This window comes from Kitasatospora sp. NPDC004745 (assembly GCF_042873275.1).
Taxonomy (GTDB): domain Bacteria; phylum Actinomycetota; class Actinomycetes; order Streptomycetales; family Streptomycetaceae; genus Kitasatospora.
The window spans coordinates 97,734-110,583 of sequence record NZ_JBIALK010000012.1; the positions used below are offsets into that span (position 1 = coordinate 97,734).

Annotated in this window: 11 protein-coding genes; 6 read left to right on the forward strand and 5 right to left on the reverse strand. The window is 72.1% G+C overall.

Annotated elements, in window-relative coordinates:
- Positions 1 to 695: 695 nt before the first annotated feature.
- Positions 696 to 1,688 (reverse strand): tetratricopeptide repeat protein, encoded by a 993-nt coding sequence (locus ACFYUY_RS20605; RefSeq protein ID WP_360204695.1) that lies wholly within the window; start codon positions 1,686 to 1,688, stop codon positions 696 to 698.
- 363 nt (positions 1,689 to 2,051) lie between these two features.
- On the opposite strand from ACFYUY_RS20605, the gene ACFYUY_RS20610 reads away from it, so the two are divergent.
- Positions 2,052 to 2,741: a TetR/AcrR family transcriptional regulator gene (locus tag ACFYUY_RS20610; protein WP_387902232.1), complete on the forward strand. Its 690-nt coding sequence runs from the start codon at positions 2,052 to 2,054 to the stop codon at positions 2,739 to 2,741.
- Between the two features lie 129 nt (positions 2,742 to 2,870).
- Here ACFYUY_RS20610 and ACFYUY_RS20615 read toward each other — a convergent pair whose 3' ends face one another.
- The 3 genes from ACFYUY_RS20615 to ACFYUY_RS20625 all read right to left on the reverse strand — a co-directional run bounded on the left by ACFYUY_RS20615 (position 2,871) and on the right by ACFYUY_RS20625 (position 5,707).
- Entirely contained in the window at positions 2,871 to 4,556 is a 1,686-nt protein-coding gene (locus ACFYUY_RS20615; protein WP_360204692.1) for a methylmalonyl-CoA mutase family protein, read from the reverse strand.
- 193 nt (positions 4,557 to 4,749) lie between these two features.
- Positions 4,750 to 5,091, reverse strand: coding sequence for a DUF3817 domain-containing protein (locus ACFYUY_RS20620; RefSeq protein ID WP_360204689.1), 342 nt, complete (start codon positions 5,089 to 5,091; stop codon positions 4,750 to 4,752).
- A gap of 76 nt (positions 5,092 to 5,167) precedes the next feature.
- Positions 5,168 to 5,707: a MarR family winged helix-turn-helix transcriptional regulator gene (locus ACFYUY_RS20625; RefSeq protein WP_387902236.1), complete on the reverse strand. Its 540-nt coding sequence runs from the start codon at positions 5,705 to 5,707 to the stop codon at positions 5,168 to 5,170.
- Between the two features lie 491 nt (positions 5,708 to 6,198).
- On the opposite strand from ACFYUY_RS20625, the gene ACFYUY_RS20630 reads away from it, so the two are divergent.
- Together ACFYUY_RS20630 and ACFYUY_RS20635 are read left to right on the forward strand one after the other, a co-directional pair.
- Positions 6,199 to 7,833: a M4 family metallopeptidase gene (locus tag ACFYUY_RS20630; protein ID WP_360204684.1), complete on the forward strand. Its 1,635-nt coding sequence runs from the start codon at positions 6,199 to 6,201 to the stop codon at positions 7,831 to 7,833.
- 480 nt (positions 7,834 to 8,313) lie between these two features.
- Positions 8,314 to 9,939, forward strand: coding sequence for a M4 family metallopeptidase (locus ACFYUY_RS20635; protein ID WP_360204682.1), 1,626 nt, complete (start codon positions 8,314 to 8,316; stop codon positions 9,937 to 9,939).
- Between the two features lie 130 nt (positions 9,940 to 10,069).
- On the opposite strand, the gene ACFYUY_RS20640 is transcribed toward ACFYUY_RS20635, so the two are convergent.
- Complete coding sequence (locus tag ACFYUY_RS20640) at positions 10,070 to 10,381, reverse strand: DUF3817 domain-containing protein (protein WP_360204679.1); 312 nt, start codon at positions 10,379 to 10,381, stop codon at positions 10,070 to 10,072.
- 264 nt (positions 10,382 to 10,645) lie between these two features.
- Between ACFYUY_RS20640 and ACFYUY_RS20645 the strand changes: the two genes are divergently transcribed.
- The 3 genes from ACFYUY_RS20645 (at position 10,646) to ACFYUY_RS20655 (ending at position 12,809) form a co-directional block, all read left to right on the forward strand.
- A complete protein-coding gene (locus tag ACFYUY_RS20645; protein WP_360204676.1) occupies positions 10,646 to 11,440 on the forward strand; it encodes a DUF2127 domain-containing protein in 795 nt (264 codons plus the stop codon).
- Positions 11,441 to 11,520: 80 nt separating this feature from the next.
- Positions 11,521 to 12,159 carry an AIM24 family protein gene (locus tag ACFYUY_RS20650; RefSeq protein WP_360204673.1) on the forward strand — a complete coding sequence of 213 codons (639 nt, stop codon included), beginning with the start codon at positions 11,521 to 11,523 and terminating at the stop codon, positions 12,157 to 12,159.
- Entirely contained in the window at positions 12,159 to 12,809 is a 651-nt protein-coding gene (locus ACFYUY_RS20655) for an AIM24 family protein (RefSeq protein ID WP_360204671.1), read from the forward strand. Before ACFYUY_RS20650 ends, ACFYUY_RS20655 begins: the two co-directional genes overlap by 1 nt.
- Positions 12,810 to 12,850 lie beyond the last annotated feature (41 nt).

The following is a 12,850-nucleotide window of genomic DNA, read 5'->3' on the forward strand; positions in this document are numbered from 1 at the left end:
CCTGGGATGGGAGAGAGCTACGTCCTCGGTAGCGGAGAGCGCCTTGGGCGTCGTCGGACGCGGGAGCGGCCTGCGTGCTGCGGCACTCCCGTCCCTTCACCGACCGTCCTTGTGGGGCGGCGGGCAGGACCGACGACATCGGCGATCACCCCCGAGCGACAACCAGCGACCGCGCAGGGCCGCGCGGCCGGAAAAAGGACAGGAACCGCCGTGGGACCGCGGATACCCCCCTGCCCTCCCTACCGCCGGCCGGGGCCGGCGGATCACCCGGTGGGGATCCCGCGCTCCTCGTGACCGACCGGTGTGTCGGGGGCCGTGGAGTCTGGGACCGGGCGTCGCCGATCGTGCTCGAATCCCGGGCGAAGCACAAGAGGTTCCTTACTGACGGGTAATGCAACACCCGGCGGCGTCGATCATGGAATCGGCGCCTCGCGCACCGTGCGTGACGCCTTGAAGGAAACGTGACGGTGAAATCTGCCGGAAACAGCAGTGAAACACCCGTGGACGGTCACCAGCTGTGACCATCCACGGGTGTTGTCAAGATTTGGTAAACCTCTGTCCGGTTGACCGGATTGTCGCCAAATCACCAGGCGACACCGCAGGTCATCCGACGTGCCACGGCACGCCCGGGGCGGGCCCGGAACCGGCCGGGGCGGGCCCCCGCGAACCACCCGGGGCGAACCCCGGAACCGGCGTCAGAACAGCACGCGCGCCAGCGCCGTCCGGGCCGCGGTGACCCGCGGGTCCTCCGGGCCGATCACCTCGAAGAGCTCCAGCAGGCGCACCCGCGCGGTGTCCCGGTCCTCGCCCGCGGTCCGGCCGACGGTGTCCACCAGCCGTCCGAACGCGTCCTCGACGTGACCGCCCACCAGGTCCAGGTCGGCCGCCCGCAGCTGGGCCGCGACGTCCTTCGGGTCGGCCGCGGCCGCCGAGCGCACGGCCTGCGGGTCCAGGCCCTCGATCCGCTGCAGCAGTTCGGCCTGGGCCAGGCCCAGCACGGCCTCGGTGTTGCCCGGCTGGTCGGCCAGCACGTTCCGGTAGGCCTGGATGGCGCCGCCCAGGTCGCCGCTGTCCAGCGCGTCGTGCGCGGCGGCCAGCGCCGGGTCCTCGGGGCGCTGCGGGGCGGCGGCCGGGGCCTCGCCCGGGGCCGCGGCGCCGCCGACCACGCCGAAGCGCTGCTCGGCGACGAGGATCAGCTGGTCCAGCACCTTGCGGACGTTGGCCGCGCTCTCGGCGCCCTGGAACAGCGGCACCAGCTGGCCGGCCACCACGGCCATCACGGCCGGGATGCCCTGGATGCCGAACTGCTGGGACAGCAGCGGGTTGGCGTCCACGTCGATCTTGGCGAGCACGAAGCGGCCGGCGTACTCCTCGGCCAGGCCCTCCAGGACGGGGCTGAGCTGCTTACAGGGGCCGCACCACTCGGCCCAGAAGTCGATGACGACCGGCACCTCGGTGGACCGCTGGACGACCTCGGCCTCGAAGGTGTCCTCGGTGACGTCGATGACGAGCGCGTGGGCGGGCTGGGCGGGGGCGACTCCGGCCGCCTCGGCGGCGGCCGCCTGACGGGCCCGCTCGACCCGGGCCTGCTCGGCCTTCTGGGCAGCCTCGCCGGCTGCCTTCACTGCGGCGAGGTCGACCGCACCGCGCAGGGCGGAGCTGTTGAGACGCGAATTCCGTGGCTGCATGGCACCATCCTCCCCCGTCCGCGCTGCTCGCGGGCACCAACCTCCGGAAAGTCGCCCCGCGCGGGCCGCGCGGCGCGGGTTCCCGGGCGCCGTGCCCCTCCCCCGGTAGCCTGAACCGTTCGGCGCGGATCCCCACCCGCGCCCGCGCCGCCCCGTCCCACGGGTGCGGCGCCTGGTTGTCACTGCTTTCGCTACGAGTCGTAGCGTAACTGGAGCCCGACCCCCGCCCGCAAGCCCCTCCGGCGGTTCGGGGACGTGACCTGCCCCACTTTCGCGGGCGGCCCGACTGCCCGAATCGGCCGACAGCCGCTACCGTTACCAGCCCCGCCCAAGTTACTCACCAGTAAAGCGCAAGGAGGCCCGGTGCCGGCCGCCCAGCCCCCCGCCAGCCCGGACGTCGCCGCCCCGGAGCCCGCGGACGACCCCGCCCCCGCGGCCGGCGCCGCGGCCAGGGCCAAGGGGAGACCGCGCAGCGCCGCCGCCGACCGCGCCATCCTCGACGCCACCCGCGAGGCCCTCGCCGAACTCGGCTGGGGCGGGCTGACCATGGGCCACGTCGCGACCCGGGCCAAGGTCGCCAAGACCACGCTCTACCGCCGCTGGCCGTCCAAGAACGAGCTGGTGGTCGACGCCGTCGCCAGCCTCTTCGACGACCTGGTGATGCCCGACCTCGGGAGCCTGCGAGCCGACATCGAGGCCGTGGTCGCCCAGTTCGCCGACCTGCTGGCCCGCCCCGAGACCCAGGCCGCGCTGCTCGCGCTCTTCGCCGAGGGCACCCGGGACCCACAGCTGCGCCGCCGGATCCGGGAGGCCATCGTCGACCCGCAGAAGCGGCTGGTCCGGCAGGGCCGGGCGGCCGCCCAGACCCGCGGCGAACTCGCCCCGGACACCGACCCGGAGACGGCCTGCGAGGAGATCGACATCATCTTCGACACCATCGCCGGGACGGTCGAGCACCGCGTCCTGGTGAGCGGCGAGCCGATCACCGCCGACTGGACCCGCCGGTTCACCAACCTGCTGCTCGGGCCGTTCCCGAGCCTGGTGACCGACTGAGGACCGGCTGAGGACCGACTCGAGACAGGCTCGGGACCGACCGGGGGAGGACACGGCGGAGCCGCCCCGCACCGGGGTGCGTGCGGGGCGGCTCCGCCGGCGTCCGAGGGGCGCCGGGCCCGGTGGCCGTCAGAAGGCGGCGTTCTCCTGGTAGGTGCCCCACTCCTGGCGCAGCGCGTTGCAGATCTCGCCCAGGGTCGCCTCGGCGCGCACCGCGTCCAGCATCGGCGGGATCATCGACTCGCCCGAGCGCGCGGCCGCCAGCATGGCGTCCAGCCCGGCCCGCACCGCCGCGTCGTCCCGGCCCGCCTTGCGCTCCCGCAGCACCCGCACCTGCTCGCGCTCGACCTCGTGGCTGACCCGCAGGATCTCCAGCTCGGGGGTGACGCTGCGCGGGTGGCAGTTGACGCCGACGACGCGCTTGTCGCCCTTCTCCACCGACTGCTGGTACTGGAAGGCCGCCTCGGCGATCTCGCCGGTGAACCAGCCCTCCTCGATCCCGCGCAGGATGCCGGCGGTGATCGGGCCGATCCCGTGGTCCTCGTGCCCCTTGTCCAGGATCCGCTGGAAGATCGCCTCGGCCTGCTGCTCGATCCGGTCGGTGAGCGCCTCGACGTACCAGGAGCCCCCCAGCGGGTCGGCCACGTTGGCGACGCCGGTCTCCTCCATCAGCACCTGCTGGGTGCGCAGGGCGATCTCGGCGGCCTGCTCCGAGGGCAGCGCCAGGGTCTCGTCCAGGGCGTTGGTGTGCAGCGAGTTGGTGCCGCCCAGCACGGCCGACAGCGCCTCGACGGCGGTGCGGACCACGTTGTTGTACGGCTGCTGCGCGGTGAGCGAGACGCCGGCGGTCTGGGTGTGGAAGCGCAGCCACTGCGCCTTGTCGGTCTTGGCGCCGAAGCGGTCGCGCATCCAGCGGGCCCAGATCCGGCGCGCGGCGCGGAACTTGGCGATCTCCTCGAAGAAGTCGAGGTGCGCGTCGAAGAAGAAGGACAGGCCGGGCGCGAAGACGTCCACGTCCAGGCCGCGGGAGAGGCCCAGCTCGACGTAGGCGAAGCCGTCGGCGAGGGTGTACGCCAGCTCCTGCGCGGCCGTCGCCCCGGCCTCCCGGATGTGGTACCCGGAGACAGACAGCGGCTTGTAGGCGGGGATGCCCTGGGCGCAGTAGGCCATCAGGTCGCCGATCAGCCGCAGGTGCGGCTCGGGGGCGAAGAGCCACTCCTTCTGGGCGATGTACTCCTTGAAGATGTCCGTCTGCAGGGTGCCGTTGAGCACCGCCGGGTCGACGCCCTGGCGCTCGGCGGCGACCAGGTACATGCAGAAGATCGGGACGGCCGGGCCGCTGATCGTCATCGAGGTGGTGACCTCGCCGAGCGGGATGCCGTCGAACAGCACCTCCATGTCGGCGGCCGAGTCGATGGCCACGCCGCAGTGGCCGACCTCGCCGAGCGACTTCGGGTCGTCGGAGTCGTAGCCCATCAGGGTGGGCATGTCGAAGGCGACCGAGAGGCCTCCGCCGCCGGCCTCCAGGATCATCCGGTAGCGCTCGTTGGTCTGCTGCGCGTTGCCGAAGCCGGCGAACTGGCGGATGGTCCAGGTGCGGCCCCGGTAGCCCGTGGGGTGCAGCCCGCGGGTGAACGGGTACTCGCCCGGCCAGCCGATCCGCTCGAAGCCCTCGACGGCCTGCCCGGGGGCGGGCCCGTAGACCGGCTCGACCTCGTCGCCGGACAGGGTGGTGAAGTCGGCGTCCCGCGTGCGGGCCTTGTCGTACCGCTGCTGCCAGCGCTGCCGTCCGCGCTCGATCTCCTCGGCGTCCATGACCCCGAACTCCGCTCCGTACGGCCGCCACGGCACCGGGGCGGCACAGCTATTAGGACGTCCTACTAATTTACTCGGACGTCCTACCACCTGTCGACGGCCACCGGGGCCGAACGGCGGATCCCCGCCCCGGAACGCCGAGAGCGCCCCTCCCCGGGCGGGGAGGGGCGCTCTCGGCGGACGAACGCGCGGGTCAGACTCCGGCGGGCTGGCGGGCCCCGGTGCCCGGCTCGAGCAGCTCGGCGGCCTCGCGCGCCACCTTGCGCTCGAAGACGAACGAGGCGAACGGGATGCAGCCGGCGGCCAGGGTCAGGACCATCCGGCCGAGCGGCCACTTCAGCTTCTGCCCGAGCAGGAAGGTCACCACGAAGTACCCGATGTACAGGTAGCCGTGCAGCATCGCGACGTAGGTGGTCAGGTCCTCGGCGGTGTCGAAGCCGTACTTCGCGACCATGAAGCCGCAGAACACCAGCAGCGCCGTACCGGTCGCCACGGCCAGGGCCCGGTACCAGCCCAGCAGGGGGGTCGCCTTCATACTTCGCATCGCCTCGCTCGGCAGGATCGGAGGGCACGCCCGGATCCGCGCACCGCTCCCACGAGGGTAGCCGCCCTCACGGCCTGGCCCGCGCAGCCCCCTCGCCGCCCTCCTCGGCGAAGTCGCCGGCGGCGACCCGCAGCGGCCTGAGCAGCTCGAAGACCTGGCGGCACTGGTCGGCGCCGTACTCCTCCAGCCCGAACTCCATCGCCATGAGCTCCCGGGTGGCCTCCTCGACCACCTCGCGGCCGCGGTCCGTGATCGCGGCGAGCACGCCGCGGCCGTCCAGCGGGTTGGGGCGGCGGGCGACGAGTCCGGCCCGCTCCAGCCGGTCGACGGTGTTGGTGACGCTCGTCGGGTGCACCATCAGGCGCTCGCCGATCTTGGAGAGCGAGAGCTCGCCGGTACGGCTGAAGGTCAGCAGCACCAGCGCCTCGTACCGGGCGAAGGTCAGTCCGTACGGCTTGAGCACCGCGTCGACCCGGGAGAGCAGGATCTGGTGGGCCCGCATGATCGAGGTGATCGCCGCCATCGAGGGCACTCCGCCCCAGCGGCGGGTCCAGAGTTCGTCGGCGCGGGCGATCGGGTCGAAGTCGAGCGCGAGGGGCTTGGGCACCTCCTTACCGTACCGGCGGAAGGGACGTGTGCTACCAGCTGTCCTGATGGTGGACAAGCGCAACACGTGGCGGGATCCCGCCAGTCGGGCGCCCAGGTCCGGACCAGGACGTTGCACGGGTGTGAACGCGGGGCAACGAACCCCCGTCCGGACGGAGTTGGGGAGGCGTTCGCCCACCGCCGCACCAGCAGGCCTCGGTTCGGGCGGTAACCCGCCGCACGTCGGGGTGTTTCACCCCTTTTGTCGGCCTGTTCACATTCACCACCACTGGCGGGACCTGGCCAATTCCTGAGCAAGACCTGTCATTTGACGTGATCGATTGTCATGCTTTCCGCCAACCCAGTCCGGCAGCCACCACCCCCACCCACCGGTGGCCAGCCGCTCGATCGGGCCCCCGCACGCCAGTGCCCGTTCCGCCCCAAGGTGCCGACCCCGGCCCCCGGAGCGAGGTGCGCCCGCGCCCACACGCGGTTTCCCGGAAGGACCCGTCCGTGAAGCGAAAGCTCGCAGCAGTCGCCGTCATCTCCGCCACCGCCCTGCTCTCCGGTGTCGTCCAGGCGAGCGCCGCCCAGGCCGGCCCGGCCCCCGTCCCGCCGGGGCAGGCCGCCGACCAGCAGGCCGCGGCGATCGCCCTGGCCGGCGGTCAGTCCGGTCCGCTGGCGGGCGCGCTGGCGCTCGGCGGCCAGGAGAAGCTGGTCGCGAAGGACGCCGTGGTCGACCAGGACGGCACCCGCCACCTGCGCTTCGAGCGCACCTACGCCGGCCTGCCGGTGCTCGGCGGCGACCTGGTCGTCCACGAGAGCGCGGGCGGCTCGGTGAAGTCGGTCGACAAGGCCGTCACCGCGCAGCTGAGCCTGTCGAGCCTCACCCCGCAGATCCCGGCCGACAAGGCGGCCGCGCAGGCCACCGGCGCGGTCCAGGCCACCGTCGGCGTGGCCGCCGACAAGGACGAGTCCCCGCTGAGCGCCGTGCACCAGACCGGCAAGGCCGAGCTGGTGGTCTGGGCGAGCGACGGCAACCCGCGCCTGGCCTACCGCACCACCGTCGAGGGCGTGCGCGCCGACGGCACCCCGAGCAGCCAGCTGCTGGTGACCGACGCCGCCTCCGGCGAGGTGCTCTCCACCCACGAGCAGGTGCAGACCGCCGCCGGCACCGGCAAGGGCGTCTTCGTCGGCACCGTGCCGCTGACCACCACCCAGAGCGGCAGCTCGTACACGCTGAAGGACGCCACCCGCGGCGGCCAGTCGACGGTCAACATGAAGAACCGGACCTCCGGCTCAGGCACCCTCTACAGCAAGTCGTCCAACACCTGGGGCACCGGCTCGGTCTCCAGCGGCGAGTCCGCCGCCGTCGACGCCCAGTTCGGCGCGGCCGCCACCTGGGACTTCTACAAGAACACCTTCGGCCGCAACGGCATCAAGAACAACGGCGTCGGCGCCACCAGCCGCGTGCACTACGGCTCCAACTACGTGAACGCGTTCTGGAACGACTCCTGCTTCTGCATGTCCTACGGCGACGGCTCGGGCAACACCCACCCGCTGACCGAGATCGACGTGGCCGGCCACGAGATGAGCCACGGCGTCACCTCCGCCACCGCCAACCTCAACTACTCGGGCGAGTCCGGCGGCCTCAACGAGGCCACCTCGGACATCTTCGGCACCATGGTCGAGTTCTCCGCCAACCTGCCCTCCAACCCGCCGAACTACTGGATCGGCGAGCTGATCGACCTCAACGGCGACGGCACCCCGCTGCGCTACATGGACAAGCCCTCCAAGGACGGCGGCTCGGCCGACTCCTGGTACTCGGGCGTCGGCAACCTGGACGTCCACTACTCCTCCGGCGTGGCCAACCACTTCTTCTACCTGCTCTCCGAGGGCAGCGGCGCGAAGAGCATCAACGGCTTCAGCTACAACAGCCCGACCTCCAACGGCTCGACGCTCAGCGGCATCGGCCGGGACAAGGCCGCGCAGATCTGGTACCGCGCGCTGACCGTGTACTTCACCTCCACCACCAACTACGCGGGCGCCCGCACCGGCACCCTGAAGGCCGCGGCGGACCTGTACGGCGCCACCAGCGCCGAGTACAAGGCGGTCGCGGCGGCGTGGAGCGGCGTCAACGTCAACTGACGCACACCGCACGGTGAACAGGACGCCCGGGGCCTCCGTGGAGGGCAGGCCCCGGGCGTCCGGCACGTCCGGGGCCCGGCGCGCGGAGGGCCGGCCCCGGGCGCGCGCCGCGTCCGGGGCCCCCGGCGCGGTGGGTAGCAGCGCTCCCGCAACCCGGCAAGACCGCCCGCTGGCGAGGTCCCGCCAGGGGGACGAACCCGCCCGTACCGGGGCACGGATCGGCAGCCGAACCACCCGCACCAGCGCTGGCGGTTCCTGGCCAATCCCGGTGGGCGGCCTGTCATTTCCTGCCACCGATTGTCATGCTTCTGACCAAGCCCCGTCCGACGGCCCGTCACACCCCCACCCATCGACGGACCGCCAGTGACCGCACGGGAGCGGCACGTCCGCGCCCTACCGCCCCCAAGGCGCCAACCCCGGCGCCCCGGTACGCGGCGCAACCGCGCGCACACCGCGGTTTCGTGGAAGGAACCCCCGCACGTGAAGCGAAAGCTGACAGCCGGCGCCGTACTCTCCGCCACCGCCCTGCTCGCCGGCGTGATCCAGATCGCCGTCGTCCCCGCCGCCCAGGCCGCCGCCCCCGCGCCGGAGCAGCGCGCCGAGCTGCTCGCCCTGGCCGCCGGGCAGAGCGCCCCGGTCGCCCACGCCCTGGCCCTCGGCGGCCAGGAGCAGCTCGTCGTGAAGGACGTCATCGCGGACCGGGACGGCACCCGCCACCTGCGCTACGAGCGGACCTACGCCGGCCTCCCGGTGCTCGGCGGCGACCTGGTCGTCCACCAGAAGGCCGACGGCTCGGTGAAGTCCGTCGACCGGGCCTTCGACGGCCGGCTGTCGGTGCCGAGCCTGACCCCGGGCATAGCCGCCGGGCAGGCGGCCGAGCGCGCCACCGCCGCCGTGCGGGCCACCGTCGGGCTCGCCGCCGACGAGGACGAGGCGGCGCTCGCCAGGGTCGACGGCGCCGGCGCGGCCGAGCTGGTGGTCTGGGCCGCCGACGGCGCCCCGCGGCTGGCCCACCGCACGGTGGTCACGGGCGAGCGGGCCGACGGCACCCCGAGCCGCCAGGAGGTCGTCACCGACGCCGCCACCGGCCAGGTGCTCTCCAGCCAGGAGCAGGTGCAGACCGCGACCGGCACCGGCAAGGGCGTCAACGTCGGCACCGTCACGCTGACCACCACCCAGAGCGGTTCGACCTACCAGCTCAAGGACGCCTCCCGGGGCAACCAGTCCACCACCGACCTCAAGGGCGGCACCTCCGGCAGCGGCACGCTGTTCAGCAACACCACCAACTCCTGGGGCAACGGCTCGCCGTCCAACCGCGAGTCGGCCGCCGTGGACGCCCAGTACGGCGCCGCGGCCACCTGGGACTACTACAAGAACACCTTCGGCCGCAGCGGCATCAAGAACAACGGCGTCGGCGCCGCCAGCCGGGTCCACTACAGCACCAACTACGTGAACGCGTTCTGGGACGACTCCTGCTTCTGCATGACCTACGGCGACGGCTCCGGCAACACCCACCCGCTGACCGCGATCGACGTCTCCGGCCACGAGATGAGCCACGGCGTCACCTCGGCCACCGCGAAGCTGAACTACTCGGGCGAGTCCGGCGGCCTCAACGAAGCCACCTCGGACATCTTCGGGACGATGGTCGAGTGGTCGGCCAACCTGCCCTCCGACCCGCCGGACTACCTGATCGGCGAGAAGCTCAACATCAACGGCAACGGCACCCCGCTGCGCTACATGGACAAGCCCTCCAAGGACGGCGCCTCGGCCGACTACTGGTCCTCCACCGTCGGCAACAAGGACGTCCACTACTCCTCCGGCGTCGCCAACCACTTCTTCTACCTGCTCGCCGAGGGCAGCGGCGCCAAGGTCATCAACGGGGTCAGCTACAACAGCCCGACCTCCAACGGCTCGACGGTCACCGGCATCGGCCGGACCAAGGCGGCCGCCATCTGGTACCGCGCGCTGACCGTCTACATGACCTCCACCACCAACTACAAGGCCGCCCGCACGGCGACCCTGAAGGCCGCGACCGACCTGTACGGCGCCACCAGCACCGAGTACAAGGCGGTCGCCGCGGCCTGGAGCGGGGTCAACGTCAACTGAGCGCGCCCGACGCGCCCCGACCACCCGGTAGGACCTGACCACCCCCGGTAAGAACGGCGACAGGCTGCCGCGGCCCTTTGGGAGAGGAGGCCGCGGCAGCCTGTCGACCGTCGCGTTCGGGGGGAGCGGCTCAGGCGGCGGCCGGCTCCAGCTCGCCGCGCTCCTCCTTGCCGAGCATCCGCTCGGCGACCAGGCCGCCGAGCGGGATCACCGAGAGGACGAACAGCAGGGCGCCGCGCTTGACGTCCCACTTCTGCGCCTGCCACGCCTGGATCCAGAAGACCACGTAGAGCACGAACAGCACGCCGTGGACCATGCCCATCACCGGGACGGCGTCGAAGGACGTGGTCCGCTTCAGCACGGAGCAGATCAGCAGCAGGACGAAGGAGACCCCTTCGGGGCCGGAGACCAGGCGCAGGCGGTGGACGGCGCTGCTGTTCACGTTGGGTACCTCAATACGGGGGTCGGAGGCGCGGACACGCTTGTGAAGCGACGCACAAGCCTTGGCCATTATCACCGAGCACACGTCCGGAGCCCGGCCCGGGGTGCCCCCCGTGAGCGGTCTCACACCGGCCGGCCCGATGTCACAGCTGTGCGCCAGAACCCGCCTGGCGCGGGCGGCCCGTCACCCGCTGCCCCTATCCTGCTGCCCGCGCGCCCACCGGACCGGGGGCCGCACGCATCGGACGACCGGGGGTAGCCACTCATGTTCAAGCGGGACTGGGACCGAAGGACCTGCGCCAAGCGCGGCCACGTCACCTACGCGCCGACCGAGCCCGAGCTGGCCGCCCGGCTGCACGCCGCCACCGCCCTCGGCGACGCCTGGCGCTGCCTGCGCTGCGGCGACTTCGCGCTCGGCGCCCCGCACGGCTCCGGCCCCGCGCAGGACGCCCCGCTGGTGCCCCGCGGCAAGGCGCTGCGCGACCTCTTCATCCTGCGCTTCCTGGCCGTCGAGCGGGTGCTGCGCGGGCTGCTGATCATCGTGGTCGCCTGGGCCGTCTGGAAGTTCTCCAACAGCCAGGACGCGGTGCACCGGATCTTCGACGAGAACCTGACGGTCTTCCGGCCGGTCACCGACCACTTCCACTGGGACCTCGAGCACTCCCCGATCGTCGACACGATCCGGAAGACCTTCGACTACCACAAGAACACCCTGCTGATCGTCGCCGGCGCCCTGCTGGCCTACGCGCTGATCGAGATCGTCGAGGCGGTCGGCCTCTGGCTGGGCCGGCGCTGGGCCGAGTACCTGACGGTGGTCGCCACCGCGGCCTTCCTGCCGCTGGAGGGCTACGAGCTGAGCGAGCACGTCAGCGCGGTGAAGATCTGCACCCTGCTGCTGAACATCGCGGCCGTCCTGTGGATCATGCTCTCCAAGCGGCTGTTCGGGCTGCGCGGCGGCGTGGTGGCCTTCGAGGCGGAGCGCCACTCGGCCTCGCTGCTGGAGGTCGAGGAGGCCGCCGGCACCGTCGCGCCCGCGCACGGGGCGCACGCGCGCGCGTGACCGGCGCGAATGTCGCAGACCGGTACCAGTTCCCACCCCGCCCCTCCCCCTGCCACGGCCGCTGCCAGTAGATTGCGGCCGTGGCACAGTTCAGACTCCAGGGAACCCGGGTACTCGCGGTCGAGTTGGCCGGCGAGGCCGTCAAGGCCAGACACGGCTCGATGGTCGCCTACACCGGCCAGATGAGCTTCAAGAAGCTGACCGGCGGCGGGGACGGCCTGCGCGGCATGGTCGCCCGCCGACTGACCGGCGAACAGATGACCGTCATGGAGGTCAAGGGACAGGGCACCTGTTACTTCGCCGACAAGGCGACCGAGATCAACCTGGTCAGACTGAACGGCGAGACGCTGTTCGTCGAGGCGGACAACCTGCTCTGCACCGAGGGCTCGCTGCGCACCGGCACCACCTTCACCGGGCTCAACGGCATGTCCTCCGGCAACGGCCTGTTCACCACCAAGGTGGAGGGCCACGGCTGGGCCGCCGTCACCTCGAACGGGCCGGCGATCATCCTGCGGGTCGGCAAGGACCAGCCGCTGCGGGTCGACCCCGGCGCCTACGTGGCGCACACCGGCAGCCTGCAGCGCAGCCTGAAGTCGGGCGCCGGCTGGACGACGGTGATCGGGGAGGGCGGCGGCGAGGCCGTCCAGGTGGAGTTCTCCGGAGAGGGACTGGTCTACGTGCAGCCGTCGGAGAAGGTCACCATCGGGGGCGACGTCTGATGGCCTTCACGAAGATCAACGGCAAGATGGTCGAGGCCGTCGTGGTGCCCGGCCAGCGGCTGTTCAGCCAGCGCGGCGCGATGCTCGCGTACACCGGGGACGTCCGCTTCACGCCGAACATCACCGGCGGGCAGGGCGGCGTGATGTCGATGATCGGCCGCCGGGTGGCCAACGAGGACACCCCGCTGATGACCGTCGAGGGTCAGGGCCGGGTCATGTTCGGCCACGGCGGCCACCACGTCCACGTGATCGACCTGGTCGGCGACACCCTGTACGTCGAGGCGGACCGGCTGCTGGCCTTCGAGGGCACGCTGCAGCAGTCCACCATGTTCATGGGCTCGCAGGGCGGCGTGATGGGCATGGTCCGCGGCCAGGTCACCGGCCAGGGCCTGTTCACCACCAAGCTGGACGGGCAGGGCTCGGTCGCGGTGATGGCGCACGGCGGCGTCTTCGAGCTGCCGATCGTCCCGGGCCAGTCGGTGCACGTCGACCCGCAGGCGTACGTGGCGCACCGCGGCCAGGTGCAGAACAAGCTGTCCACGGCGCTGGGGTGGCGCGACATGATCGGCCGCGGCTCCGGCGAGGCGTTCCAGCTGGAACTGTCCGGACAGGGTGCGGTGTACGTCCAGGCGAGCGAGGAGAAGCTCTGATGTCCTACCCGCCGCAGCCGCCCCACGGGCAGTCCCCGTAC